We start from the raw sequence: 25,367 nt of genomic DNA on the forward strand, positions 1-25,367 counted from the left end.
AACATGCACCAATCCCCCATTAGCGTTGTGAGAGGGAGGTTAGACAAAAAAATTCAGAAAACCATCAAGAAAGTGTCGCGTTGCGAAATAATTCGTCGATTTAAAAACGAATGTTTCTAAAGCCACTCTCTCAGGATGGGAATCAGGGGAACATCGGCGGGCGGCATCGGGTAATCGCGCAAATTTTCAGCTTTCACCCAGGCAAGACGCTGCCCTTCCAGGCCACGAACGATGCCGTCCCAGCGGCGGCAGGCGAACAGAGGCATCAGAAGATGGAAAGAGTCATAGCTATGGCTGGCAAAGGTCAGCGGGGCGAGGCAGCTTTGCCAGGTGTCAATTCCCAGTTCTTCCTTCAACTCGCGAATCAGCGCGGCTTCAGGTGATTCGCCCTCCTCGACCTTGCCGCCCGGAAACTCCCAAAGGCCCGCAAGCGACTTGCCCTCCGGCCGCTGTGCCAGAAGCACGCGGCCATCAGGGTCGATAAGCGCAACGGCCGAGACAAGGACGATTTTCAAGAGCGGTAATCTGCGTTGATCTCGATGTAGCGGCTGGTCAGATCACAGGTCCAGACCGTGCGCGCCGCCTTGCCAAGCCCCAGATCCACCCGGATCAGGATCTCTTGCTGCTTGAAGCAGGCGGCACCGTCTTCTTCGACATAGGTCGGGTTGCGCCAGCCATTCTTGGCCACCAGAATGTCACCAAAACGAATGCTCAACCGGTCACGGTCTGCCTCGGCCCCCGATTTCCCGATCGCCGCGACAATGCGGCCCCAGTTGGGATCCTCGCCCGCCAGTGCTGTCTTGACCAGCGGCGAGTTGGCAATCGAGAACGCCACTTTGCCGGCATCCTCATCGCTGGCCGCCCCTGTCACCTGGATTTCGACCAGTTTGGTGGCACCTTCCCCATCGCGGATGACCTGAAGCGCCAGATCTTGCATGACAGCCTGCAAGGCAGTCTCGAACGCCTTGGCCACGGCTCCTTTTACGGGGGCCGCTTCGCTTTGCCCGGTCGCGGCCAGCAAGAGCGTATCAGACGTGGAGGTGTCGCTGTCGACCGTAATGGAGTTGAAAGTTGCGTCCACATTGCGCGACAGCATGCGCTGCAAGATGGTGGGCGAAATCTTTGCATCGGTGAAGATATAGACCAGCATGGTCGCCATATCCGGCGCGATCATACCCGATCCTTTGGCAATTCCCGCGATGTGAATCGTGCCGCCGTCACCTTCAACGGTCGCAGCGGCACCTTTTGGGAAAGTGTCCGTGGTCATCATTGCCTGCGCGGCCATTTCGATACCGTCTTCACGCAGACCGGCCACCAGATCCGGCACAATGGCAGTGATCTTGTCATGCGGCAGAGGTTCACCAATCACGCCGGTCGAGGATGAAAACACCCGGGCGGGCGGCAGCTGGAGCGCGGAGGCAACACTTCCGGTCACAGCCGCAACGGCCTTGTCACCGAGCTTGCCGGTAAAGGCGTTGGAATTGCCGGAGTTCACGAGAATGGCGGCACCCACGCCGGCTGGGGCCTTGATCGCCAGCTTGTCCTGGCAATCGCGCACGCAGGCGGATCGGGTCGAAGAGCGGGTAAACACACCGGCCATTGCCGTTCCCGGAGCAAGGCGGATCAGCATCACATCCTTGCGGTCGGCATATTTTATCCCGGCTCCGGCGGCGGAAAATTCCACCCCCTTGATGACCGGAAGGGCGGGGAAGCCATCCTTCGGTGCCAAAGGCGACACGGGTTTGGCCGATTTCAGCTTTGCCCCAATCTTGCCCGCGACCTCTGCCACCTCTTCGCGCACATCGCCCGCGACGTCAGAGACAGTTCCCGTCACTGCAGATTTAAGCTTGCGCAGGCGCTTTTTCAGCTCCTTTGCCTCCGCCTTCCAATCGGTCTTCGCCATGGCTTCCCCCTGGGATCAGTTGTCCAGCAGCGTTGCATCACGCAGCAGGGTCGGGTCAAGCCCTTCGCCGGGGCGGGTGATTTCGGCTGCATCGGTCAGCGACTTCAGATGGGCCTCGACTGTGGTGCGTTCGATTTCGGCAGCCAGTTCGTCACGGGTCTCATCCAGGCTGGGCGCGGCGGCGACGCGCGTTTCCTTGACGAGGATCAGGTGAAAGCCGAAATCCGACTGCACTGGCGCAGTGACTTGGCCAATCTCGGCAGCGATGACGGCGTCTTCAAATGGTTTGACCATCATGCCCGGGCCGAACCAGCCCAGATCACCGCCATTGGCCCCTGAACCGACATCGGTGGAATTTGCCCGTGCCAGCTCAGCAAAATCGGCACCGCCGTCAAGTTGGGCCTTCAGTTCCGCTGCTTTTTCTGCGGAATCGACAAGGATATGGGCGGCATTGTATTCGGTTGCCGGCGGCGCGTTGGCAAACTTTTCATCATAGGCAGCCTGCAGCGCTTCCTCAGTAACCGCACCCGCGATCACTTTTTGCAGCGCCACACCAGAGATAAAGCCGCGACGGTCATTTTCCAGCGCCAGCTGGTCGCGCTTGGTTATGTCGGTCACCGACTGTTCCAGCGCGGTCTGCTGGATCAACTGGTCCAGGATGCCGCTGAACAGAACATCGTCCGGCAAAGCCTGATACTGCTGTGGCAGGCTTTCCCGCAGGGCAATCATGTGGCCGAGCGTGATGGTGGTGCCATTTACCGTGGCCACGATCGTGTCAGCCGTGGTGTCTTGTGCCAGTGCTGGCCCCGACAACGCGCCCAACACGGCACAACTGGCCAGAAACCCGGTCCATTTCGTCATTTCACACCCTCCTGATCGGGCAGAAAGCCCGCAAAACATTGACTATGGCGGACCTGTCCCTTACATCGCGGGGGTCGCGTGCGACGGGGCCGGCCGGCCTTCTTGGGCTTTCTATGGAAGGCATTGGGGGCGGGCAAGGCCCTTGGTTCACACGATGCTGTCAGGAATACCCACGGAGAACATATGCTGGGTCTGGGTTCGCTTACGCGCAAGGTCTTTGGAACACCAAATGATCGCAAGGTAAAATCGGTTCGTCCGCTGGTCGCACAGATCAACGCGCTGGAGCCGGAGTTCGCCGCGCTCAGCGACGAAGGGCTGAAGGAAAAGACGCAGGCCCTGGCCAAGCGGGCGCAATCTGGCGAAAGCCTTGATGCGCTGCTGCCCGAAGCCTTTGCCAACTGCCGCGAAGGGGCAAAGCGGGCGCTTGGCCTGCGCGCCTTTGACGTCCAGTTGAAGGGCGGGATCTTCCTGCATCAGGGCAACATCGCCGAGATGAAGACCGGCGAAGGCAAGACCCTGATGGCGACCTTTCCTGCCTATCTGAATGCGCTTGCCGGCAAGGGCGTGCATATCGTGACGGTCAACGACTATCTGGCCAAGCGCGATGCCGAATGGATGAGCAAGGTTTACGGTGCCTTGGGGATGACCACCGGGGTGGTCTATCCCTATCAGGCCGATGCCGAAAAGCGGGCCGCCTATCGCTGCGACATCACCTATGCCACCAACAACGAGCTGGGCTTCGACTATCTGCGCGACAACATGAAGGGCAGCATCGACGACATGGCACAGCGCGGGCATTTCTTTGCCATCGTGGATGAGGTCGACTCGATTCTGGTGGATGAAGCGCGCACGCCGCTGATCATCTCGGGCCCGTCGCAGGACCGGTCGGAGTTGTATGTGAAGGTCGATGGCCTGATTCCGCAGCTGACCGATGCGCATTTCAAGCTGGATGAAAAAACCCGCAACGTGACCTACACGGATGAGGGCAATGAATTCATCGAAGGTCTGGTGCGCGCAGCGGGCATTCTGCCTGATGGCCAGAACCTCTATGATCCGGAAAGCACCACCATCGTTCACCACGTGACGCAGGCGCTGCGGGCCCACAAGCTGTTCACCAAGGATCAGCAATACATCGTCCGCGATGGTGAGGTGATGCTGATTGACGAATTCACCGGCCGCATGATGCGCGGACGCCGCCTGTCTGACGGGCTGCATCAGGCGATCGAGGCGAAAGAGGGCGTGCAGATCCAGCCGGAAAACGTGACTCTGGCAAGCGTGACCTTCCAGAACTACTTCCGCCTCTATGCCAAACTGGCTGGTATGACCGGCACCGCGGCGACTGAGGCCGAGGAATTCATGGAAATCTACAAACTGGGCGTGGTCGAAGTGCCGACCAACCGTCCGATTGCCCGCAAGGATGACCATGATCAGGTTTACCGAACCGCGCGCGAAAAATACCAAGGCGTGGTGAAGTCGATCCAGGAGGCGCATGAAAAAGGGCAACCGATCCTTGTCGGCACCACCAGCATTGAAAAGTCTGAGTTCCTGTCAGGCTTGCTCAAGGCCGCCGGTGTGCCGCACAATGTGCTGAACGCCCGCCAGCATGAGCAGGAGGCGCAGATCGTGGCCGATGCAGGGCGTTTTGGTGCGGTGACGATTGCCACCAACATGGCCGGCCGCGGCACCGATATCCAGCTGGGCGGCAATGTCGAGATGCAGGTGATGGCGGCAATCGCTGCCGATCCGCATGTGAACCCGGATGAGGTGCGCAGCCGGATCGAGGCAGAGCACGCCGAAGAAAAGGCCAAGGTGCTGGCTGCAGGCGGGTTGTTCGTCCTTGGCACCGAACGCCACGAATCCCGCCGCATCGATAACCAGTTGCGCGGCCGGTCGGGCCGTCAGGGTGACCCGGGGCGATCCTCCTTCTTCCTGTCGCTGGAAGACGATCTGATGCGGATTTTCGGCTCGGAAAAACTGGATGCCGTTCTGTCCAAGCTGGGCATGAAAGAGGGCGAGGCGATTGTGCACCCATGGGTGAACAAATCGCTGGAACGGGCGCAGGCAAAGGTCGAAGGCCGCAACTTCGACATCCGCAAGCAGCTTCTGAAATTTGACGATGTGATGAACGACCAGCGCAAGGCAATCTTTGGCCAGCGGCTGGAGATCATGCAGGCCGAGGATGTGGCCGAAATCACCGAGGACATGCGCAATCAGGTGATCGACGATTTGGTTGATCTGCATATGCCGCCCAAAAGCTATCCCGATGCCTGGGATGTTGATGCGCTGACGCTGGCGGTGCGCGAAAAGCTGAACCTGGACATGCCCTTGGCCGCTTGGGCCGCCGAAGAAGGCGTCGATCAGGATGTGATCAAGGACCGCCTGACCGAGGCGAGCAGCAAGGCGATGGCTGATAAGACCGAGGCTTTCGGCGTTGACACGATGCGGTCGATCGAAAAGCAGGTTCTGTTGCAAACGATTGATGGCAAGTGGCGCGAACATTTGCTGACGTTGGAACATTTGCGCTCTGTTGTTGGCTTCCGTGGCTACGCCCAGCGTGATCCGCTGAATGAGTACAAGACTGAGAGTTTCGCCTTGTTCGAATCGCTGCTGAACTCGCTGCGCCAGGAAGTCACGCAGAAGCTGGCTGCGATCCGGCCGCTGACCCAGGCCGAACAGGATGCGATGATGGCGCAGGTGCTGGCCCAACAGCGCGCGGCAGCTGCTCCGGCAGAGGCAGAGCCGGCGCTGGTGCCAGCCGGTTCCGACGCAGCCCCCGCCCCACGCCTTGCGGGATTTGACGAGGCAGATCCGGCGACTTGGGGCAACCCGAGCCGGAATGACCCGTGCCCCTGTGGATCAGGGGAAAAGTTCAAACATTGCCATGGACGTCTTGCCTGACAAGCTGGTGGGCAGGTGAATGGGGCGGTGCAAGCTGCCCCAGATTTGCCACCAAGTCCGTTAACAAATCGCTAATTTGCCACGTATTGGCCTGCTTTGCGCAGCAGGATACCAGCTGACGGATGAGGCTGGAGACAATGATGAACCTGCTGCGGAAACTGACACTGATCGCCGGAACCGGGGCTGTGGCCCTTGGTGCCGGGCATTTCGTGCAGCAAAAGGCAGAGACCCGGGCAACTGCGGATGTGCCGGGGGTTGTGGTATCGGACATCAGCCCGGTCGCGGCGGGACCGGGTGATGTCGCCCCGTCCTTGCCCCCTCTCGCTGCCCCGGCTGCCCTTCCGGACCTGCCCCCGCAAGATCTGGCCCCTGTCGCTCCGCAGGCCGATGTGCTGGCAGCCGCTGATCCTGATCTTTTTGACGTGCCTGTCGCGCCATCCTTGTCCGTTCCTGGCATCGGTGCGGCCCCGGAATGCGATGTCAGCCTGGGTTTGGTGCCGCAACCCGGCGCGATGATCGGCATTTCCCTGCTTGCCCCCTGCCATCCTGACCAGCGCGTGGTGCTGAACCATTCTGGTTTAACCGTCACGGCCCGCACCTCCGCCAGTGGCGCGCTGCTCAGCACCCTTCCCGCGCTGAAAGCACTCGCGCAGGTTGACGTGATCTTTGCGGGCGGCGAGCGGGTGCGCGATACGGTGGCTCTGGCAGACTTTTCCGGAGTGAAACGCTTTGCCGTTCAATGGCAGGCCAGTGATGCCTTTCAGCTGCACGCCTTTGAAAACGGGGCCAGATATGGCCATCCAGGCCATATTTCGTCTGCGACGGGCGGCATGTCTGGGCAGACCGGCACAGTGACCCTGCTGGGGGATGCGACCGTTGATCTGCCCTTGCAGGCAGAGGTCTATACCTTTGGTGCTGCTGCCAAGACCGAAATCGTGCTGGAGGCCGCCATCACCCAAGCCACCTGTGGGCGCGAGGTTCTGGGCGAGGCCATTCTTGCGGTTGACGGGTCGGTCAAGATCAGTGATCTGACTCTGGCCATGCCGGATTGCGACGCTGTTGGCGATATTCTGGTATTGAAAAACCTGCTTGAGGACATGACACTGGCCACTGCAAACTAGCGGGGCGCACAGGGGTTATGGGGGCATGTTTCTGGCGTGCTGCTGTTTTTGCAGCAGTTTTTGCTCCCGCTGCGGCAGCCGCTCAGGATATCACCCTGTCTGCCCGGGAAGGTGGGTTGGAGATTTCCGGCACGCTGCAGGGCTATGATGGCGAATTTTACAGGATCGACAGCGTTTATGGCCTGCTGACTGTGGATGCGGCGGGGGTCATTTGCGATGGCCCCGGTTGCCCCGATCTGACCGCGCCGAAAGCCCGGTTGCGGATTGTCGGCCTGGCGGGGGTCGGGGATGGGCTGCTGCCACCCCTGATGCGCGCCTTTGCCGAAGGGCGGGGCCTGGCCTATGCAGAGGCGGTTCAGGGCGGCTACTCGGCGGTGGTGTCAGATCCGCAGAGCGGCAAGCCATTGGCGGATATCAGCTTTGTGGCTGCCGCGCCCGGCGTTGCCCGTGACGAGGTTCTGGCGGGCCGGGCCGAGATGATCCTTTCCGCCGCGACAGAGCCTGACATGGGATCACGGGTTCTGGCACTGGATGCCATGCTGCCCATCGTGCCGCCGGACAATTCCCTGCCGCAGATCAGCACGGGTGATCTGGCGCGGGTGCTGGCAGGGGAGGTGGCAAACTGGGCCGAGATCGGCGGGCCGGACATGCCCTTGATATTGCACGGTTTGGCCAGCGACACAGCGGTGCAGCAGGCCTTGGCGGGGCGGTTGGGGCGGGATGTGGCAGCGGGTGTCGTGCATGGCGACATTGCGGCTTTGGGCGCGGGGGTGCGACGCGATCCTTGGGGGCTCGCGATGACACTGCGGGCCGGCGTTGGGGACGCGCGGGTGCTGCCATTGACCGACAGTTGCGGTTTTCCGTTGCTGCCCTCTTCGCTGGCGGTGAAGGCAGAGGATTACCCTTTGGCGCTGCCGATCTATCTGCTGACCCCGCAGCGCCGTATGCCCTTGTTTGTGCGCGAGTTTCTGTCTTTTCTGGACACGCCGCAGGCACAGGCCGTGGTGGCCCGGGCCGGGTGGGTGGACCGCCAGCCGGAGCGGCAACCGCTGACGGAAGACGGGTTGCGGTTGATCAATGCCATACAGGGGGCGGGGGAAGAAACCACCTTGGCCGATCTGAAGCGGCTGGCTGATGCGATGGATGGGGCCGACCGTTTGTCTTTGACCTTCCGGTTTCAGGACGGGTCAAGCCAGCTGGACGCCCATTCGCGCAACAACCTTATGGATCTGGCGCGCCTGATCGAGGTGGGGGTGTTCCGCGACCAGGCCCTTGTTCTGGCAGGATTTTCTGATGGATCAGGCGCTGCCGAGGCCAATCTGGCGTTGAGCCAGTCACGGGCGGAAGGGGTGCTGCAAGGGCTGGCGCAGGCCGGGGTGGCCGAGGGCGATCTGCCGCAGGTGATGGCCTTTGGCGAGTCGATGCCGATGGCCTGTGACGCCACAGAGGCCGGGCGGCGGCTGAACCGACGGGTGGAGGTCTGGATCAAGCCGGTGTTCACAGATAGCCCGCCGAGCGGAAACTGAGTTCACGGCTTTTTCCGATGATCAGATGGTCATGCAGGACTATGCCAAGCACCTGACATGCTTCGAGAATCTGGTTTGTCATTGCGATGTCGGCCTGGCTGGGCGTGGGGTCGCCCGAGGGGTGGTTGTGCACCAGGATGAGCGCCGAGGCGTTGAGTTCCAGCGCACGTTTCACCACCTCACGCGGATACACTGGCACATGATCGACGGTGCCTTTGGCCTGTTCCTCATCGGCGATCAGGGTGTTCTTGCGGTCAAGGAACAGGATGCGGAATTGTTCGGTGTCGCGGTGCGCCATGGTGGTGTGGCAATAGTCCAGCAGCGCATCCCAGGAGCTGAGGACGGGCTGATGCATGACCCGTGCCCGCATCATGCGTTGGGACACGGATTCACATAATTTCAGTTCACAAACAACGGCTTCGCCCACGCCTTTGACCGACAGAAGCCGAGATGGCGGTGCGGAAATCACCCGGTTGAGATCACCAAATGTGTCGATCAGCAGTCTTGCCAGCGGTTTGACATCCTGCCGGGGAATGGCGCGGAACAGCAGCAGTTCCAGCAGTTCATAATCCGGCATCGAGGCGCCGCCGCCGGCCATGAAACGGTCGCGCAGGCGTTTGCGGTGGTCGGCGATGTAGGAGGGCAGTTTGGCTGGCAAGGCTGTGGGCAGGGCTTCATCCTCATCCCCCGTGGTGGAGAAGAGCGAGGGGGTGCGGTCGTGAAAGCCCTGCTGTGCCATGCGTGGCAGGGTGGCAGGGCTTGGTGAATCAACGGTTAATCAGGCCGTTTCGGGCGACGAAATCCGGCGTATGATCTGCGTCTGGCTCAGGTATGGCCGACGTATGGTTTACGTCATGACGTCTGTGCGTGAGGCTTGGCGGGCGGGCAAAGAAAAACCCCGCCGGTTGCCCGGCGGGGTTTTGCAGACCAGGCCTGTCGCCCTGTCAGCTTTTCATGCTGTCCCAAAAGCCCTTGACCTTGGAAAAAAACGAAGAGCCTTCGGGGTTGTTTTCTTCGGACAGTTTTTCAAATTCGCGCAGAAGTTCTTTCTGCCGCGCGGTGAGGTTGACCGGAGTTTCCACCGCCAGTTCGATCAGCATGTCGCCGATGCCGCCGCCGCGCAGGGCGGGCATGCCTTTGGCGCGCAGGCGGAGCTGCTTGCCCGATTGGGCCCCGGCCGGCACTTTGACCCGGCTGCGGCCGCCGTCGATGGTGGGCACCTCGACCTCGCCGCCGATGGCGGCTGTGGTCATGCTGACGGGGACGCGGCAGAACAGATGCACCCCGTCACGCTGGAACAGGGCGTGTTCGCGGACCTCGATGAAGATATAGAGGTCGCCAGACGGCCCGCCGCGCAGGCCCGCCTCGCCTTCACCGGCCAGACGGATGCGGGTGCCGGTTTCCACCCCGGCCGGGATGTTGACCGAAAGCGCACGTTCCTTTTCCACCCGGCCCTGACCGCCGCAGGCGCGGCAGGGGTTCTTGATGATCTGGCCCATCCCGTTGCAGGTGGGGCAGGTGCGTTCGACCGTGAAGAAGCCCTGCTGTGCGCGGACCTTGCCCATGCCGGAACAGGTCGGGCAGGTGGTGGGTTCGGCCCCGCCTTCGGCCCCGGTGCCGCGACAGACCTCGCAGGCGGTGGAGGTGGGGACGTTGATGGTTTTCTGGATGCCCTTGAACGCCTCTTCCAGCGAGATGCGCAGGTTGTAGCGCAGGTCAGACCCGCGTTGCGCGCGGGAACGGCCACCGCCGCCGCCGCGCCCGCCCATGAAGTCACCGAACAGGTCTTCGAACACATCCGAGAAGGCCGAACCAAAATCGGCCCCGCCCCCGGCACCGGGATGCCCGCCGCGGCCGCCGCCCATGCCGCCTTCAAAGGCCGCATGACCGTAGCGGTCATAGGCGGCCTTCTTGTCGGCATCTTTCAGCACCTCATAGGCCTCGTTCACCTCTTTGAACTGGGCCTCGGCGTTCGGGTTGTCTGAATTGCGATCCGGGTGCAGCTCTTTGGCCTTCGAGCGGTAGGCCTTTTTCAGGTCTTCCGCCGAAGAGCCCCTGGGCACGCCAAGAACATCATAAAAGTCGCGTTTTGCCATGGGTTGGAACCCCTTTCCCGAACCGGAGAGGGGCGGTCTGTTGCCAGACCGCCCCCTGTTCCGATTCCTGCGGTCTTATTTCCGCTTGTTTTCGCCCAGATCTTCGAAGTCGGCGTCGACGATGTCTTCGTCGACATCGCGCGGACGGTCCGGATCGGCCCCTTCGCCCTCGGACTGCGAGGCCTTGTAGATCGCCTCGCCCAGCTTCATCGCGGCTTCGGTCAGGTTCTGGATGCCCGAGCGGATCTTGCCAGCGTCATTGCCCTTCAGCGCCTCTTCCAGCGGCTGCATGGCAAGTTCGATGGCCTCGACCGTGGTGGGGTCAACCTTGTCTGCATGCTCCTTGAGCGACTTCTGGGTGGAGTGCAGCAGGCTTTCGCCCTGGTTCTTGGTTTCCACCAGCTCGCGGCGTTCCTTGTCGGCCTCGGCATTGGCTTCGGCGTCGCGGACCATCTTTTCGATGTCCTCATCCGACAGGCCGCCAGAGGCCTGAATGGTGATCGCCTGTTCCTTGTTGGTGCCTTTGTCCTTGGCCTTCACCGAGACGATGCCGTTGGCGTCGATGTCGAAGGTGACCTCGATCTGCGGCATGCCGCGCGGGGCGGGCGGGATGTTTTCAAGGTTGAACTGGCCCAGCATCTTGTTGTCGGCGGCCATTTCGCGTTCGCCCTGGAACACCCGGATCGTCACGGCGTTCTGGTTGTCTTCGGCGGTGGAGAAGATCTGGCTTTTCTTGGTCGGGATCGTGGTGTTGCGGTCGATCAGACGGGTGAAGACACCGCCCAGGGTTTCGATACCCAGCGACAGCGGGGTAACGTCAAGCAGAACCACGTCCTTGACATCGCCTTGCAGCACGCCGGCCTGAATGGCGGCACCGGCGGCGACGACTTCATCCGGGTTGACACCCTTGTTCGGCTCTTTGCCGAAGAACTTGGTCACTTCCTCGATCACGCGGGGCATGCGGGTCATGCCGCCGACCAGAACCACTTCGTCAATGTCGCCGACCGACAGGCCCGCATCCTTGAGCGCGGCCTGGCAGGGCTTCATCGAGCGCTTGACCAGATCATCGACCAGCGATTCCAGTTTCGCACGGGTCAGCTTGACCACGAGGTGCAGCGGCTGGCCGGTGTTCTTGTCCATCGAGATGAACGGCTGGTTGATTTCGGTCTGCGACGACGAGGACAGCTCAATCTTGGCCTTTTCAGCGGCCTCTTTCAGGCGCTGCAGGGCCATCTTGTCGAGCGTCAGATCGACGCCGTGTTCCTTTTTGAACTCATCAGCCAGATAGGACACGATGCGCATGTCGAAATCTTCCCCACCAAGGAAGGTATCGCCGTTGGTGGATTTCACTTCGAACAGACCGTCGTCAATCTCCAGAATGGTGATGTCGAAGGTACCGCCGCCAAGGTCATAGACCGCGATGGTCTTGGTTTCCTTGCGGTCCAGACCATAGGCCAGGGCGGCTGCGGTCGGTTCGTTGATGATGCGCAGCACTTCCAGACCGGCGATCTTGCCCGCATCCTTGGTGGCCTGACGCTGGGCGTCGTTGAAATAGGCGGGCACGGTGATGACGGCCTGGGTCACGGTTTCGCCGAGGTAGGATTCGGCGGTTTCCTTCATCTTTTGCAGGATGATGGCGGAAACCTGGGCGGGCGAGTACTTTTCGCCGCGCACTTCGACCCATGCGTCGCCATTGCCGCCGTTGACGACCTTGTAGGGCATGTTCTTCTGGTCTTTGAGGATCGCCGGATCGTCAAAGCGGCGGCCAATCAGGCGTTTGACCGCGAAAATCGTGTTGCTGGCGTTGGTGACGGCCTGCCGTTTGGCGGCCTGACCCACAAGACGCTCGTTTTCGGTGAAGGCTACGATCGACGGCGTGGTGCGCGCGCCTTCGGAGTTTTCGATGACGCGAGGTTGCGACCCATCCATGATGGCGACGCAGGAGTTGGTTGTTCCAAGGTCGATACCGATGACTTTGGCCATGTTGTAATCCCTTTCTGCAGGCGATGGTCGTGGCGCGGGCCCGATGCGGCACCCTTGCCCATGGAGCGTGTGGTAAAACCGATGAACCCGGACTTACCGTTGCGTGCTGTATATAGGGGTGGGGCATTTTGCCTGCAACGGGGTCAGGCTGTGCAGTGTTGTGAATTTTTCACATGCGTGGCCGGTCTAGCGATGATCCAGCGTGCAGCAGCCGGGCAGGGAGGCGTTGCCATCGGGGGCTTCGGTGAACATCAGGGTCGAAAAGCCGTAGGCGCGGTCTGACATGCCATCGGAGCACTGCGTGCGGCGGATGATCAGCGTGCGGTTCAGGGTGGGGCCCTCTTCCAGCTGGATCAGGAAGCCCTCTGCCGCAACGGCTTCTTGCACGACGGACATCGGCACCGCCCCGGTCTCTGGCGAGTTGTATTCAGCGCCGCCCGGATAGAGGCTGACAGACCAGAACGGTTCGGTGCCAAAGCAGGACAATGGCCGCTGAACCAGGGTGGGGTCTTCCGCTTCGGTCAGGTCAAGATAGGACATCGACACCCAGCCATTCCCCTCTGGCACACCGACGCGGCCCCATTTGCCATCGGGCGACAGGGACAGCACTTCGACGTTCATGGCATAGGGCGCGATCTCTCCGGCAATGGCGGCCTGTGCCGAAGGTTCGGCCCTGATGTTGAGCACATCATCTGCGGCCACCCCGGTGACGGCGTAGCTGGCCGGAAAGACCTGTGCCATCGCCTGCACCGGCCACAGGCTCAAGAGCGTAATCAGAACACCGCGGATCATCGCTTGGCCCCCCAACTGCTGGATGCGTGTTTGCGGGTGTAGAATTCGCCCATCAGCCCGATCACGATGCAGATGATCATGACGGTCACGGCATAGCGGATCGAGCTGTAATGCGGGTTGTAATTGAGGAAGATGAAACCGCGGGCCTGATCGATGATGTGGAACAGCGGGTTCCAGGTGAAATAGGCCAGAATATAGGTGGGTGTTGCGTTGGCCACGAACATCTTGCCCGAGGCGATCATGTTGGCGCGTTGATACACCGTTGAAAAGATGCCGAAAAACTCGGGCTGCCATGGCATGGCCGCCTTGAACACCATGCCGATGGCCACGCCGGTGCCCCAGGCCAAGAGCAGCATGGAAAACGCCCCGACCGGATCGTGGATGGTGATGGGGGTGAAGGCGGCGTGATAGACGAAGAGCACCACACCGGCCGACAGGATCTGGATGTACAGCGCGCCCAGCGCCGCAGCGGCAATGGCGATGATCGGGTTCATCGGAGAGTGCTTCATCATCGGCGAGGTCGGGCCATCAGACCCGACGACGGCTCCCATGGCTTTGGTATGGGTCATGAACATGAAGATGCCGGACATGACATAAAGCAGGAAATCGCCGCGTACCGCATTGCCGCGCAGGCCCAGCAGGTCAAACATCACATAGAACACCACCACCATGATGACGGTTTGCAGGATGTTGAGCAAAAGTCCGATGACCGCATTGCCGTGGGTGCGCCGGACAGAGCGGACGGTGGCGTGAAAGATCAGCTCCAGCATCGCCAGGGCGCTGCGCGCCGAAGATTTTCTGACTGCGGGTCGGAACATGTCTGCCCTCATGGGGGTTGTGGCTGGAACCCCTTGCCATACCGACGGAAATCTTGCTGTGTCCTTGAAAGCGATGATAAAGCCAGCTTGGATTTTAAGCAACTGTTGCGCCGGGTGCCGCACAGAATCGGAGGCGGACATGGATTTCGACCATCTGACACAAGTGATGCGGCGGCTGGCGCTGGAGGCGGGTGACCGGATCATGGCCGTCTATGACGGGCCGGCGTTCGAGGTGAAGGCCAAAAGCGATGCCAGCCCGGTGACGGAAGCCGATGAGGCGGCGGATGCCATCATCAGCGCAGGTCTGCGCGCGGCCTTTCCGGATGTGGCGCTGATCACCGAAGAGCAGGCCGACAGCCACGCCCTGACGGCCAGCACCTTTCTGATCGTGGACCCGCTGGATGGCACCAAGGAATTCGTGCAGCGGCGCGGCGATTTCACGGTGAACATTGCCTATGTCGAAGCGGGTGTGCCGCTGCGGGGGGTTGTTTATGCCCCGGCCAAGGGGCGGCTGTTCTACACCCAGGCGGATGGCCGCGCGGTGGAAGAACGCGGGCCGTTCGACAAGGCGCATCCCGGGCCGCTGGTGGCGCTTTGCGTGGCCAGCCCTGACAATGAGGCGCTGATGGTGGTGGCGTCGAAGTCGCACCGCGATGCGGCGACCGACGCCTATATTGCCGCGTACAAGGTGAAGGACATGACGAGCGCGGGCAGCAGCCTGAAATTCTGCCTTGTCGCCACCGGCGAGGCCGATCTTTATCCGCGTCTGGGCCGGACGATGGAATGGGATACGGCCGCCGGTGATGCGGTGTTGCGCGGTGCGGGCGGGCATGTGGTGCGCTTTGACGACCACAAGGTGTTGACCTATGGCAAACCGGGGTGGGACAATCCGTTTTTCATCGCCCATGCGCCCGGCGTCCAGCTGCACAAACAAGGGGCATCAATTTGATGTTACGCTGCCGCGATAAGCGATGGGATGCCGGCGCGTCTGGTTAATCATAGTTTTGCCATTCTTTGGCCCGGTGTTTGATGTATATGAGTGAAAAGTGATCTGCCACTTGTGGTGGGAAAAAAATGAAGAGCGAGTGTCATGAAGCATAAAAAGGTTACCAAAGCGGTGTTTCCGGTCGCCGGCCTTGGAACGCGTTTTCTACCGGCAACAAAATCCATTCCCAAGGAAATCATGACCTTGGTGGACCGGCCGCTGATTCAATATGCCATTGATGAGGCGCGTGCCGCCGGAATCAAGGAATTCATCTTTGTGACCAGCCGCGGAAAATCGGCGCTGGAAGATTATTTCGACGTGGCCCCCGAGTTGGAATCGGCCCTGCGCAAATCGGGCAAGGACCATTTGCTGGAGATTCTGAAAGACACCAATATGGACAGCGGTGCCATCGCCTATATCCGCCAGAACCGTCCGCAGGGGCTGGGGCACGCGGTATGGTGCGCGCGCCGTCTGATCGGGGATGAGCCCTTTGCCGTGCTGCTGCCCGATGACGTGATTGCCGCTGAAAAATCCTGCCTTGCCCAGATGATCGAGGCCTATGCCGAAACCGGCGGCAATATGGTGGCCGCGATGGAGGTGGCGCCAGAGAGAACGTCGTCCTATGGCGTGCTGGATATTGCCGAGGACATGGGTTCGATCGTGGAAGCCAAGGGCATGGTTGAAAAGCCGGCGGCGGGCACCGCGCCATCGAACCTTGCGGTGATCGGGCGCTATATCCTGTCGCCGCAGGTGATGACCAATCTGAACAAGATCAAGCAGGGCGTGGGCGGTGAAATTCAGCTGACCGATGCGATTGCCGAAGAGATCGGCAAGAGCAAGGTCTATGGCTATCGCTTCCGCGGTCAGCGCTATGATTGCGGGTCCAAGGCTGGTTTCTTGCAGGCCACGGTTGCCTTTGGTCTGGCGCGACCCGATCTGCGGGATGAATTCGGGGCCTATCTGAACGATATGGTCGCGCTGCAGAAAGCCGCGCAATAAGGCATCGCCTGTGACCGGGCCTGTCCAGTCCCTGTTGGCAGCGATGTCATCGGCGGGGCGGGCCTACGCCTTGCGGACCCGGCGGCGGCGCAACCTGTGGCGCGCCTTTCGCAGCCGCCATGCGCTGCGCGTGGTCAAGGACCGCAGTGGTACAATCGGACCGGGCGATATCCTGTGCTTCATGTCGGTGCGCAACGAGGCGCTGCGCCTGCCCTATTTTCTGGACCATCACCGCAAGCTGGGGGTGGATCATTTCCTGATCGTCGAGAATGACAGCACCGATGGCACGCGCGCCTTGCTGGCGGCCGAGCCCGATGTGTCTTTGTGGTCGACAGATGCAAGCTACAAGCGGGCCCGTTTCGGGCTGGATTGGGTGACCTGGTTGCAGATCTGCCACGGGCACGGCCATTGGTGCCTGACGCTGGATGCCGATGAGCTGCTGATCTATCCCTATTGGCAGACACGGTCCCTGCCGGCCCTGACGGGGTGGCTGGCCGATCAGGGGCTGCCTGCGATGGCGGCCATGATGCTGGATCTCTATCCGGAGGGGCCGCTGTCGCAGGCGCAAAGTGCGGCCGGGGACAATCCGCTGACCGTGCTGCGCTGGTTCGATGCGGGCAATTACAGCTTGCGGGTGCAGGAGCGCACGGGAAACCTGACCATCAAGGGTGGTCCGCGGGCGCGGATGTTTTTCACGGAAGATCCCCGCCGTGCCCCGACGATGAACAAGATCCCGCTGGTGTTCTGGAACCGGCGCTACACCTATGTGAATTCGACGCATGACATGCTGCCACCGGCGTTGAACGCGGTCTATGCGCGGGGTGGGGGGGAGCAGATTTCCGGCCTGCTGTTGCACACCAAGTTCCTGCCCGAGATCATCGCGAAATCGGCCGAGGAAAAGGACCGCAAGGAGCATTTCACCAACAGCAGCCTTTATGACCGCTATTATGACGCCGTAACGGCAGATCCGGTTCTGCATACGGCGGCATCCGAGCCGCTGACCAGTTGGCGGCGGCTGGAAGCGCTTGGTCTGATGTCGCGCGGCGGATGGATCTGAGGCGGGCCTGGCTGCGATAATCTGGCCAATGCGGGGAAATTGTTAACGCTTTCGCATCAATTTTGCTGGCGTGATGCCCACAATCACGCCAGATGATGGCTATGGGTGTCAGAAAACGGATGTGCTGACTTGGGGTTGCTGTCGTCTTATCGGCTTCGCTGGCATCGCAGGCGTCTGCTCTTTCGGGCATGGGCCAGCCGGCGTGATCTGACGCTGGTGGCGGACCGGTCGGCGGGGCAGGCCGAGACTGCGATCTTTGCCTTTACCACCCTGCGCAATGAAAAGATCCGGCTGCCCTATTTTCTGCGCTATTACCGCGATCTGGGGGTCAGTCATTTCTTTGTGGTCGACAACGGATCGACCGACGGGTCGCTGGAGTATCTGCGCGATCAGCCGGATGTGTCCTTGTGGCGGACCGAGGCCAGCTACAAGACCAGCCGCTTCGGGATGGACTGGATCAGCCACCTGTTGCGCCGCTATGGTCATGGCCACTGGTGCCTGACGGTCGATCCGGATGAGTTCTTTGTCTATCCGTTCTGTGAAACCCGGCCCATCCGGGCGCTGACCGACTGGCTGGACACGACGCAGATCCGCACGTTTTCGGCGATGCTGCTGGACATGTATCCCAAAGGGCCGATCACCGAGCAGGCCTATCGTGAAGGGCAGGACCCGTTCGAGATTGCGCAGTGGTTTGACTCGGGCAACTATCAGATCAGCCGCAACCCGGCCTATGGCAATCTGTGGATTCAGGGTGGCCCGCGCAGCCGGATGTTCTTTGATGAGGCACCGAAGAAGGCCCCTGCGCTGAACAAGATCCCGCTGGTCAAATGGCATCGGTCCTATGCCTATATCAGTTCCACCCATATGATGCTGCCGCGCGGGCTGAACCTTGCCTTTGATGAATGGGGCGGGGAAAAGGCCTCGGGCGTGTTGCTGCACGCCAAGTTTCTGGACACTTTCGCCGCCAAGGCCGAAGAAGAGCTGCTGCGCAGCCAGCATTACGCGGCCAGTGCGGAATACAAGGCCTATCAGAAGGTCCTGTCCAGCCACCCCGAGATGTGGTGCAAGTGGAGCGAGAAATACATCAACTGGCGTCAGCTGGAGATTCTGGGTCTGATGTCCAAGGGGAACTGGGCATGACGGTCGGCTTTGTGATGCTGTGTCATACGGCGCTGGACCGGGCCGCGCAGGTGGCGCGGCACTGGGCCGAGCGTGATTGCCCGGTTGTCATCCATGTGGACCGGCGGGTGGCGGCAAAGCCCTATGCGCAGCTGGTGGCCGACCTGGCCGATCTGCCGAATGTGCGGTTTTCCGGGCGGCATGCCTGTGAATGGGGGACATGGGGCATTGTGGCGGCCAGTCAGGAGGCCGCCACCGTGATGCTGCGCGATTTTGCGCAGGTGCGGCATGTGTTTCTGGCCTCCGGCTCCTGCTTGCCCCTGCGCCCGGTGGAAGAACTGCGCGCCTATCTGAATGAGCGGCCCAAGACCGATTTCATCGAGAGCGTGACGACGGAAGATGTGGGTTGGACCGTCGGGGGTCTGGATTATGAACGCTTTACCCTGCGGTTTCCGTTCAGCTGGCGCAAACAGAAGTGGTGGTTTGACACTTACGTCAAACTGCAGCGCAAGGTGGGCTTTCGCCGCAAGATCCCGGCCGAACTGGTGCCGCATCTGGGCAGCCAGTGGTGGTGCCTGACGCGGCAGACCCTGTCGGCCATTCTGGAACACCCCGAGCGGGCCACGATCGACCGCTATTTCCAGAAGGTCTGGATTCCGGATGAAAGCTATTTCCAGACGCTGGTGCGGCAGGTGTCGAGCACGGTGGAAAGCCGGTCTTTGACGCTGTCGAAGTTCGATTTTCAGGGCAAGCCGCATATCTTTTACGACGATCACCTGCAGCTTCTGCGCCGGTCGGATTGTTTTGTGGCCCGCAAGATCTGGCCCGATGCGGTGAAGCTTTACGGGGCTTTCCTGTCGGAGGATCGCAGCCGTCAGGCCGTGGCGGAACCGAACCCCGGCAAGATTGACCGTTTGTTCGCCAAGGCGGTGGAGCGGCGGGTAAAGGGGCGGCCGGGCCTGTACATGCAAAGCCGGTTCCCGAATGAGAACCATGAAAACGGGCGCACGGCGGGGCCCTATTCGGTGTTCTGCGGTTTTGCCGAAGTGTTCGAGACTTTTGAGATCTGGCTGTCAAAGGCCAGCGGAACCCGGGTGCATGGCCATCTGTTCGCGCCCGACCGCGTGCATTTCGCCGGGGGGGAGACCATTTACAACGGGGCCCTGTCCGACAATGCCAAGCTGCGCGACTATAACCCGAAAAGCTTTCTGACCAGCCTGATCTGGAACACGCGCGGCGAACGGCAGTGCTTTCAGTATGGTCCTGCTGATACGCAGGATCTGAACTGGTTCATGGCGCTGGATGGCAATGCGCAGATTTCGGTGATTTCAGGCGCCTGGGCGGTGCCCTTGTTCCATTCGAACCGGAATTTCGGGGAGATAAGGCGCGAGGCCGCCCGGTTGCAGCAGGTGGAGCAGGAGTTTCTGAACATCCTGCGCGGCCCCTATACCAAGGCGCGGGTGCGGGTCTGGTCCCTGGCCGATTTCGTTGAAAACCCGATGGAGCCGTTGCAGACCATCATCGACGAGATCGGCCCAAGGCAAGCGCGCAGGCTGACCGAGGCGCCGCGCCTGATTGATCTGACCGGCTTTGGCCAGTTTTTGCAGAACCTGCGCAATCAGGGCATGCAGCCGGTGCTGATGGGTGATTTTCCGGTGGGCGATGACCCGGCGGCCCGGTCTCCGCGCCGCGGGCGCCCCTATCTGGTGAAATAAGTGGGCCGGTTCGACAGTTTTGTGATGTTCGCGGAAATGCGGACCGGGTCGAATTTCCTTGAGGCCAATCTGAATGCGATGCCGGGCGTCACCTGCCATGGCGAGGTGTTCAACCCCTATTTCATCGGCAAGCTGGGTCAGACCAGCCTGTTCGGCTTTTCCATGGCCGACCGTGAGGCCGACCCGCTTGCGCTGATCCGCCGGCTGCGGGCGCAAACCGATGGGATGGCCGGGTTCCGCTATTTCCACGACCATGACCCGCGGGTGTTGCAGCCGGTGCTGGATGATCCGCTCTGCGCCAAGATCATCCTGACCCGCAACCCGGTGGAAAGCTATGTCAGCTGGAAGATCGCGCAACAGACCGGGCAATGGAAGCTGACCGGGGCGAAGGCCCCGAAAACCGCGCAGGTGCGGTTCGACGCGGCGGAGTTCGAGGCACATGTCGCCGCCTTGCAGGCGTTTCAGATGCGGCTGATGCACGGCTTGCAGGTCAGCGGGCAGACGGCGTTCTACATTGATTATGAAGACATCAACGATCTGGATGTGCTGAACGGGCTGGCCCGCTTTCTGGGGGTTGAGGGGCTGGCGGGGCTGGATGCGAGTCTGAAAAAGCAGAACCCCGAAGAGATTGGCCAGAAGGTTGTAAACCCCGACGAGATGGAGCGGGCTCTGGCGCGGCTGGACCGGTTCAATCTGGCGCGCACGCCGAATTTCGAGCCACGCCGCGCGCCGATGGTGCCGCAGTTTGTGGCATCGCGGCTCGCAGGCTTGCTGTTCATGCCGGTTCCGGGGGGGCCGGTGGCACAGGTGACCGGATGGTTGCAGGGGTTGGGCGGGGTTGAGGGCGGCTTTACCCAAAAGACCTTGCGGCAGTGGAAGAAGGCGCGCGCAGGCCATCGGTCGTTTACCGTGCTGCGCCATCCGGTGGCGCGGGCGCATGAGGCGTTTTGTGCGCAGATCCTGTCTGGCAATTTTGCGCAGATCCGAGAGCAGATGGGGAAGATCCACAAGCTGGACCTGCCCGATGCGGGGATGGACTATGCCAATGCGGCGGCGCACCGGGCGGGGTTTGTCGGCTTTCTGGCCTGGGTCCGGCTGAACCTGTCGGGCCAGACCAGTGCGCGGGTGGATGTGCATTGGGCCAGCCAGTCGGCAGTGTTACAGGGCTTTGCCGGGTTTCAGGGGCCGGATCTGGTGCTGCGCGAGGACGGGTTGACAGCAGGGCTGGCCTATCTGGCCGCAGAGGTGGGGGCGGCCTGCCCCGCCTTGCCGCCCGCGCCCGCACATGGATTTCTGCCGCTGGATGCCATCTATGATGAGCAGGTGGAGGCCGCCACGCGCGAGGCCTATGCGCGGGATTATCTGGCCTTTGGCTTTGCCGATTGGGCTCCGCCCGTCAGATAGCGCTGCAGGGTTTTTGCGGTGCCATCGGCCCAGAGCGCGGTCAGCGCCCCGGCAAAGGCGGCGGCAAAGCGCGGATCTTGCCCCGCGTCGCCATAGATGGACCTTTGGGCGATCCAGACCGAGGGGTCGGTTTTCGCGGCCTGTGACACCCGTTGCAGAGTGGGCCAATCGGGGTCATTCGGTTCGATTGCCGTGCCGCTGTCGGTTTGACCCGCGCAATAGCGGCACCACAGCGCCGAGACCAGCGCCAGCCCGTCAATCCGGCCGCCGGCGGCCAAGGCATCGCGCAGCGAGGGCAGGATGAATTTGGGCTGACGGTTCGAGCCGTCAAAGCACAGGCGCCGTTCGGTATCGGCGATGTCGGGGTTGCTGAACCGGTCGCGGATCAGATCGTAATAGGCGTGCAGATCGGTCTTCGGGACAGGGGCGACGTAAGGGATGATTTCCTCACGCTCTACCTTGTCCAGCAAGCCGCTGATCAGAGGGTTGGCCATTGCCTCGTGGACGTGTTCGATATCCAGCAGCGCACCGGGATAGGCGATGGTGGCGTGGCCGCCGTTCAGGATGCGGATCTTCATCGCCTCATAGGCGTGGACGGCATCGGTGAAGGTGACGCCGACCTGTTCCAGCGGCGGGCGCCCCTGTGGGAAGTGGTCTTCCAGCACCCATTGCCGGAAGGGTTCGCAGGTGACGGGCACCGGGTCATCCGCCAGCCCGAAGGCGGCCGCCATGGCGCGTTCGCGCGGGCCGGTGGCGGGGGTGATGCGGTCGACCATGCTGTTGGGGCAGGCAACATTGGCCTGAACCCAGGCCGCAAAGCCGGGGTCTGACAGGCGGGCGAGGTCGGTGAGGGCGGCCTGCGTGACATGGCCATTGCCGGGCAGGTTATCGCAGCTGAGCACGGTGAAGGCGGGAATGCCTGCCGCTTTGCGGGCGCGCAAGGCTGCGAGGATGGCACCGAAGGCGGTTTTCGGGCTGCCCGGGTGTGCGGCGTCGTGCCGGATGTCTGCGGCGTCAGGGTCAAACCGGCCTGTGGCGGAATTGAGGAAATAGCCGCCTTCCGTCACGGTCAGGCTGACGATGCGGATGGCAGGATCTGTCATCGCCAGGATCAGCGCGGCGTTGTCGGGCTGCACGGCGATGAACCCTGTCATCGACCCGACCCGGCGCGCGGTGCGGCCCCTCGGGTCCAGCTCGATGACAGTGGAGAGGCAGTCTTGCGCCATCAGGGCATCGCGCATCCGGGCATCCGCCGGGCGGACACCGGCACCCAGAATGGCCCAGTCCTGCGCCAGACCCATGGCCATCAGGTCGTCGAGATAGACTGCCATATGGGCGCGGTGAAAATTGCCAAGGCCAATATGGACAATGCCGGGGGTCAGGCGACTGCGGTCATAGGCAGGCAAGCGGGGGGCGGTGGCACAAGTCATGTCAGGTCATCCCCCACTGCTGGCGCTGCGAAAGCCGGGACAGTGATGGCCATTGCGTGCCGCGTGGCAAGCAAAATCGGATCAGGCCGCCTGAGTCGAGCGTGTTTCGGTCAGGATGGCATGCAGCTTGGCCGGGTCGGTGTTGGCGCGCAGTTTGGCCACCACGTTCGGATCGCGCATGGTGCGGCTGACCAGCGCCAGCGCCTTGAGGTGGTCGACACCGGAATCCTTGGGCGCGAACAATCCGAAGATCAGATCGACCGGCTGACGGTCTACAGAATCGTAATCCAGGGGCTTTTCCAGCCGGATGAACACGCCAACGATCCGGTCAAGATCCTGCAACCGGGCATGCGGCAGGGCGATGCCATGGCCCACCCCGGTGGGGCCAAGGCTTTCGCGTTCCTGCAACCCGTCCACCGCAACGCCCGCCGAGAGCTTGTAGCTTGTGGCGACCATCTCTCCCAATTCCTGGAAAAGACGCTTCTTGCTGGTGATCTGCCCGACGACGCGAACGGCGCCGGGCGTGAGGAGCTTTGCTAGATCCATGGACGGTCGTATTCCCGAACAGCCGAAACGCTGCCCTTACTTGCTGTTACGCGGGTCGATCCAGCCTATATTGCCGTCATCCCGGCGATAGACCACATTCACCCCGCCGTGCCCTTCGTTGCGGAAGACAAGCATCCGGTTGCCATTGAGTTCCAGCTGCATCACGGCTTCGCCGACGGTGATCGAAGGAATCTTCGTCTCCATCTCGGCGATCACGATGGGCTGAAGGCTGTCCGGCTCCACATCCTCGGCGTCTTCGGTTGGGGCGAGGATATACGAGGATGCCCCGCCAAACTCAACAGGTGACGTTCGGGCAGAATGATGGTTGCGAATCCGGCGTTTGTAGCGCCGCAGCTGCTTGTCCATCTTCTCGCGGCAGGATTCGAAAGCGGCATAGATTTCGGTCGCATGGCCCTTGGCCTGTGCGGTCAGCCCGGTGGACAGGTGGATGACGGTTTCGCACACGTATTCATGCGCCACCCGGGAAAAGACGATGACAGCCTCGGTGGGTCGCTGGGCGTATTTCTCGACCACCTCGCCAAGTTCGGACTTCACATGGGTCTGCAGGGCCTCTCCGACGTCGATCTGTTTTCCACTGATCTGATAGCGCATTATGGTTCCTCCGCGCGGCTTCTTGGTCTGCCAGCGGGCCGGGGCGCGGTGGCAAAGGTCTTCTGTCTTTGACATGGGGATCGGTGGCGCATCTGCAAGGTTGCGGGCCGGCAGGCAACCGTGGGGCAGGGCTGGCACAGGCGGGTTCTTGCACGCATCACGGGTATTTGGCGACAGGCAGGCCCGCCTTGTCAACCGAATCGTCACAGGGATGTCATACGGGCAGGGTCAGGAAATGCGGAAATTTTGTCCCAGATAGACACGGCGCACCGTTTCATCGCGCACCACCTCATCCGTGGTCCCGCTCATCAGCACATGGCCGTCGTGCAGGATATAGGCGCGGTCCACAATCTCCAGCGTTTCGCGCACATTGTGATCGGTGATCAGCACGCCGATGCCGCGCGATTTCAGATCATGGACCAGACCCCGGATTTCGCCCACCGCAATCGGGTCTACCCCGGCAAAGGGTTCATCGAGCAGCAGATATTTCGGATTGGCCGCCAGACAGCGCGCGATTTCCACGCGCCGCCGTTCCCCGCCCGACAGCGCGAGCGCGGGCGCGCGGCGCAGGTGGGTGATGGAAAATTCGGACAGCAGGTCTTCCAGCCGTTCGCGCTGCTTGTGCCGGTCGAGATCGGTGATCTCCAGCACGGCCCGGATGTTGTCTTCAACCGACAGGCCGCGGAAAATGCTGACCTCTTGTGGGAGATAGCCGATGCCAAGCCGGGCGCGGCGATACATTGGCAGGGCGGTCACATCCTTGCCATCGATGATGACCTGCCCGCCTTCGGGCGTGACCAGCCCGGCAATCGCGTAAAAGCAGGTGGTCTTGCCCGACCCGTTCGGCCCCAGCAGGGCCACAACCTCGCCCCGGTTCAACTGCATCGACACATCCCGGATCACGGGGCGTTTCTTGTAGCTTTTGCGCAGGGACCGGATCACCAGACCTGCGCTGCCGGTGGTGACGGACAAGGATGGGACAGGGGTCAAGGCGCGCCACCCGGGGTGAAGATCGTCCGGACCTGGCCGGTCATGGTGCCGGTGCCGTCGGTCAGGTTGACGGTCAGTCTGTCACCGGAAATCGCGGCCGCGCCCTGGGTCAGCAAGACATTGCCTGTCATCACCACGGCGCCGCTGGCGATGGTGTAGACCGCCTCGGACGCTTCGGCGGCGTCGGTCGGGCTGACCAGGGTCACCCCTTCCGTGGCGATCAGCTTGTCGATGCCCGCACCATTGGCCGCGTATTCCACCCGGATGGTTCCTGCGGTCAGGCGCATGTCGCCCTGTTTTGCGGTTACATTTCCGGTGAACAGCGCTGCCCCGCTGGCCTGATCGACCGAGAGCGAGTCTGACGTGACCTCGACAGGCAAAGTGGTGTCCTGTTGCAGCCCGCCAAAGCGGATATCGGTCTGCTGCGCCATGGCTGGGCCGGAGAGTGCGGCCGCAAGGCACAGCACGCGCAAGAAATGGGACATATTTTGCCTGCAATAATGGATCATCTG

22 protein-coding genes are annotated in these 25,367 nt (G+C 61.7%); 9 read left to right on the plus strand and 13 right to left on the minus strand.

Annotated elements, in window-relative coordinates; genetic code table 11:
• Positions 1-116 precede the first annotated feature (116 nt).
• From CXR43_RS14860 to CXR43_RS14870, 3 genes are read right to left on the minus strand one after another with little or no spacing between them, the layout of a single operon-like run.
• A complete protein-coding gene (locus CXR43_RS14860; RefSeq protein WP_103335176.1) occupies positions 117-515 on the minus strand; it encodes a (deoxy)nucleoside triphosphate pyrophosphohydrolase in 399 nt (132 codons plus the stop codon).
• Entirely contained in the window at positions 512-1,903 is a 1,392-nt protein-coding gene (argJ, locus tag CXR43_RS14865) for a bifunctional glutamate N-acetyltransferase/amino-acid acetyltransferase ArgJ (protein ID WP_103335179.1), read from the minus strand. The genes CXR43_RS14860 and argJ overlap by 4 nt, the downstream gene beginning before the upstream one ends.
• Before the next feature lie 15 nt (positions 1,904-1,918).
• Positions 1,919-2,764 carry a peptidylprolyl isomerase gene (locus CXR43_RS14870; RefSeq protein WP_103335181.1) on the minus strand — a complete coding sequence of 282 codons (846 nt, stop codon included), beginning with the start codon at positions 2,762-2,764 and terminating at the stop codon, positions 1,919-1,921.
• 183 nt (positions 2,765-2,947) lie between these two features.
• Between CXR43_RS14870 and secA the strand changes: the two genes are divergently transcribed.
• The 3 genes from secA to CXR43_RS14885 all read left to right on the plus strand — a co-directional run bounded on the left by secA (position 2,948) and on the right by CXR43_RS14885 (position 8,309).
• Positions 2,948-5,662, plus strand: coding sequence for a preprotein translocase subunit SecA (gene secA, locus CXR43_RS14875; protein ID WP_103335184.1), 2,715 nt, complete (start codon positions 2,948-2,950; stop codon positions 5,660-5,662).
• 140 nt (positions 5,663-5,802) lie between these two features.
• Positions 5,803-6,783: a hypothetical protein gene (locus tag CXR43_RS14880; protein ID WP_146036531.1), complete on the plus strand. Its 981-nt coding sequence runs from the start codon at positions 5,803-5,805 to the stop codon at positions 6,781-6,783.
• Positions 6,784-6,899: 116 nt separating this feature from the next.
• Positions 6,900-8,309 carry a phosphate ABC transporter substrate-binding/OmpA family protein gene (locus CXR43_RS14885; RefSeq protein WP_246831407.1) on the plus strand — a complete coding sequence of 470 codons (1,410 nt, stop codon included), beginning with the start codon at positions 6,900-6,902 and terminating at the stop codon, positions 8,307-8,309.
• Here the strand turns inward: CXR43_RS14885 and radC are convergent.
• The 5 genes from radC to CXR43_RS14910 all read right to left on the minus strand — a co-directional run bounded on the left by radC (position 8,281) and on the right by CXR43_RS14910 (position 13,998).
• Positions 8,281-9,048, minus strand: a complete 768-nt coding sequence (radC, locus tag CXR43_RS14890) for a RadC family protein (protein ID WP_103335192.1) — start codon at positions 9,046-9,048, stop codon at positions 8,281-8,283. The two genes, CXR43_RS14885 and radC, sit on opposite strands and share 29 nt — an antisense overlap.
• 205 nt (positions 9,049-9,253) lie before the next feature.
• A complete protein-coding gene (gene dnaJ, locus CXR43_RS14895; protein WP_103335194.1) occupies positions 9,254-10,405 on the minus strand; it encodes a molecular chaperone DnaJ in 1,152 nt (383 codons plus the stop codon).
• A 75-nt stretch (positions 10,406-10,480) separates the two neighbouring features.
• Positions 10,481-12,388, minus strand: a complete 1,908-nt coding sequence (gene dnaK / locus CXR43_RS14900; protein WP_103335197.1) for a molecular chaperone DnaK — start codon at positions 12,386-12,388, stop codon at positions 10,481-10,483.
• Positions 12,389-12,574: 186 nt separating this feature from the next.
• The gene (locus tag CXR43_RS14905; RefSeq protein WP_103335200.1) at positions 12,575-13,180 is read right to left on the minus strand and encodes a COG3650 family protein; all 606 of its coding nucleotides are present in this window, start codon (positions 13,178-13,180) and stop codon (positions 12,575-12,577) included.
• Complete coding sequence (locus CXR43_RS14910) at positions 13,177-13,998, minus strand: ABC transporter permease (protein WP_103335392.1); 822 nt, start codon at positions 13,996-13,998, stop codon at positions 13,177-13,179. Before CXR43_RS14910 ends, CXR43_RS14905 begins: the two co-directional genes overlap by 4 nt.
• Before the next feature lie 139 nt (positions 13,999-14,137).
• Here CXR43_RS14910 and cysQ point away from each other — a divergent pair, with 139 nt between their 5' ends.
• The 6 genes from cysQ (at position 14,138) to CXR43_RS14940 (ending at position 21,277) form a co-directional block, all read left to right on the plus strand.
• Positions 14,138-14,947 (plus strand): 3'(2'),5'-bisphosphate nucleotidase CysQ, encoded by an 810-nt coding sequence (cysQ, locus tag CXR43_RS14915; protein WP_103335202.1) that lies wholly within the window; start codon positions 14,138-14,140, stop codon positions 14,945-14,947.
• 141 nt (positions 14,948-15,088) lie between these two features.
• Positions 15,089-15,982, plus strand: a complete 894-nt coding sequence (gene galU, locus CXR43_RS14920) for a UTP--glucose-1-phosphate uridylyltransferase GalU (protein WP_103335205.1) — start codon at positions 15,089-15,091, stop codon at positions 15,980-15,982.
• Positions 15,983-15,992: 10 nt separating this feature from the next.
• Entirely contained in the window at positions 15,993-17,039 is a 1,047-nt protein-coding gene (locus CXR43_RS14925; RefSeq protein ID WP_435530810.1) for a glycosyltransferase family 2 protein, read from the plus strand.
• 129 nt (positions 17,040-17,168) lie between these two features.
• Positions 17,169-18,179 carry a glycosyltransferase family 2 protein gene (locus CXR43_RS14930; RefSeq protein WP_103335210.1) on the plus strand — a complete coding sequence of 337 codons (1,011 nt, stop codon included), beginning with the start codon at positions 17,169-17,171 and terminating at the stop codon, positions 18,177-18,179.
• Positions 18,176-19,873 (plus strand): DUF5927 domain-containing protein, encoded by a 1,698-nt coding sequence (locus CXR43_RS14935; RefSeq protein WP_103335212.1) that lies wholly within the window; start codon positions 18,176-18,178, stop codon positions 19,871-19,873. Before CXR43_RS14930 ends, CXR43_RS14935 begins: the two co-directional genes overlap by 4 nt.
• Positions 19,874-21,277, plus strand: coding sequence for a nodulation protein NodH (locus CXR43_RS14940; RefSeq protein WP_246831408.1), 1,404 nt, complete (start codon positions 19,874-19,876; stop codon positions 21,275-21,277).
• Here CXR43_RS14940 and CXR43_RS14945 read toward each other — a convergent pair.
• The 5 genes from CXR43_RS14945 to CXR43_RS14965 form a co-directional block, all read right to left on the minus strand.
• Positions 21,232-22,707, minus strand: coding sequence for a mannitol dehydrogenase family protein (locus CXR43_RS14945; RefSeq protein ID WP_103335215.1), 1,476 nt, complete (start codon positions 22,705-22,707; stop codon positions 21,232-21,234). The two genes, CXR43_RS14940 and CXR43_RS14945, sit on opposite strands and share 46 nt — an antisense overlap.
• An 81-nt stretch (positions 22,708-22,788) precedes the next feature.
• Positions 22,789-23,253, minus strand: a complete 465-nt coding sequence (locus CXR43_RS14950; protein WP_103335218.1) for a PTS sugar transporter subunit IIA — start codon at positions 23,251-23,253, stop codon at positions 22,789-22,791.
• A gap of 36 nt (positions 23,254-23,289) precedes the next feature.
• The gene (gene hpf, locus CXR43_RS14955) at positions 23,290-23,865 is read right to left on the minus strand and encodes a ribosome hibernation-promoting factor, HPF/YfiA family (RefSeq protein WP_103335398.1); all 576 of its coding nucleotides are present in this window, start codon (positions 23,863-23,865) and stop codon (positions 23,290-23,292) included.
• 228 nt (positions 23,866-24,093) lie between these two features.
• Positions 24,094-24,855, minus strand: coding sequence for an LPS export ABC transporter ATP-binding protein (gene lptB, locus CXR43_RS14960; RefSeq protein WP_103335221.1), 762 nt, complete (start codon positions 24,853-24,855; stop codon positions 24,094-24,096).
• Entirely contained in the window at positions 24,852-25,340 is a 489-nt protein-coding gene (locus tag CXR43_RS14965; protein ID WP_103335224.1) for an LptA/OstA family protein, read from the minus strand. The genes lptB and CXR43_RS14965 overlap by 4 nt, the downstream gene beginning before the upstream one ends.
• Positions 25,341-25,367: the final 27 nt, after the last annotated feature.

The organism is Pseudotabrizicola formosa (assembly GCF_002900965.1).
Lineage (GTDB): Bacteria > Pseudomonadota > Alphaproteobacteria > Rhodobacterales > Rhodobacteraceae > Pseudotabrizicola > Pseudotabrizicola formosa.

What these genes read in the sequence shown, in the direction of transcription:
- radC (WP_103335192.1), bottom strand. Translation starts at nt 9,048, where the DNA reads ATGGCACAGCAGGGCTTTCACGACCGCACCCCCTCGCTCTTCTCCACC.
- CXR43_RS14910 (WP_103335392.1), bottom strand. Translation starts at nt 13,998, where the DNA reads ATGTTCCGACCCGCAGTCAGAAAATCTTCGGCGCGCAGCGCCCTGGCG.
- CXR43_RS14950 (WP_103335218.1), bottom strand. Translation starts at nt 23,253, where the DNA reads ATGGATCTAGCAAAGCTCCTCACGCCCGGCGCCGTTCGCGTCGTCGGG.
- dnaK (WP_103335197.1), bottom strand. Translation starts at nt 12,388, where the DNA reads ATGGCCAAAGTCATCGGTATCGACCTTGGAACAACCAACTCCTGCGTC.
- CXR43_RS14965 (WP_103335224.1), bottom strand. Translation starts at nt 25,340, where the DNA reads ATGTCCCATTTCTTGCGCGTGCTGTGCCTTGCGGCCGCACTCTCCGGC.
- galU (WP_103335205.1), top strand. Translation starts at nt 15,089, where the DNA reads ATGAAGCATAAAAAGGTTACCAAAGCGGTGTTTCCGGTCGCCGGCCTT.
- argJ (WP_103335179.1), bottom strand. Translation starts at nt 1,903, where the DNA reads ATGGCGAAGACCGATTGGAAGGCGGAGGCAAAGGAGCTGAAAAAGCGC.
- secA (WP_103335184.1), top strand. Translation starts at nt 2,948, where the DNA reads ATGCTGGGTCTGGGTTCGCTTACGCGCAAGGTCTTTGGAACACCAAAT.
- hpf (WP_103335398.1), bottom strand. Translation starts at nt 23,865, where the DNA reads ATGCGCTATCAGATCAGTGGAAAACAGATCGACGTCGGAGAGGCCCTG.
- CXR43_RS14935 (WP_103335212.1), top strand. Translation starts at nt 18,176, where the DNA reads ATGACGGTCGGCTTTGTGATGCTGTGTCATACGGCGCTGGACCGGGCC.
- CXR43_RS14905 (WP_103335200.1), bottom strand. Translation starts at nt 13,180, where the DNA reads ATGATCCGCGGTGTTCTGATTACGCTCTTGAGCCTGTGGCCGGTGCAG.
- cysQ (WP_103335202.1), top strand. Translation starts at nt 14,138, where the DNA reads ATGGATTTCGACCATCTGACACAAGTGATGCGGCGGCTGGCGCTGGAG.
- CXR43_RS14870 (WP_103335181.1), bottom strand. Translation starts at nt 2,764, where the DNA reads ATGACGAAATGGACCGGGTTTCTGGCCAGTTGTGCCGTGTTGGGCGCG.
- dnaJ (WP_103335194.1), bottom strand. Translation starts at nt 10,405, where the DNA reads ATGGCAAAACGCGACTTTTATGATGTTCTTGGCGTGCCCAGGGGCTCT.
- CXR43_RS14880 (WP_146036531.1), top strand. Translation starts at nt 5,803, where the DNA reads ATGAACCTGCTGCGGAAACTGACACTGATCGCCGGAACCGGGGCTGTG.
- CXR43_RS14945 (WP_103335215.1), bottom strand. Translation starts at nt 22,707, where the DNA reads ATGACTTGTGCCACCGCCCCCCGCTTGCCTGCCTATGACCGCAGTCGC.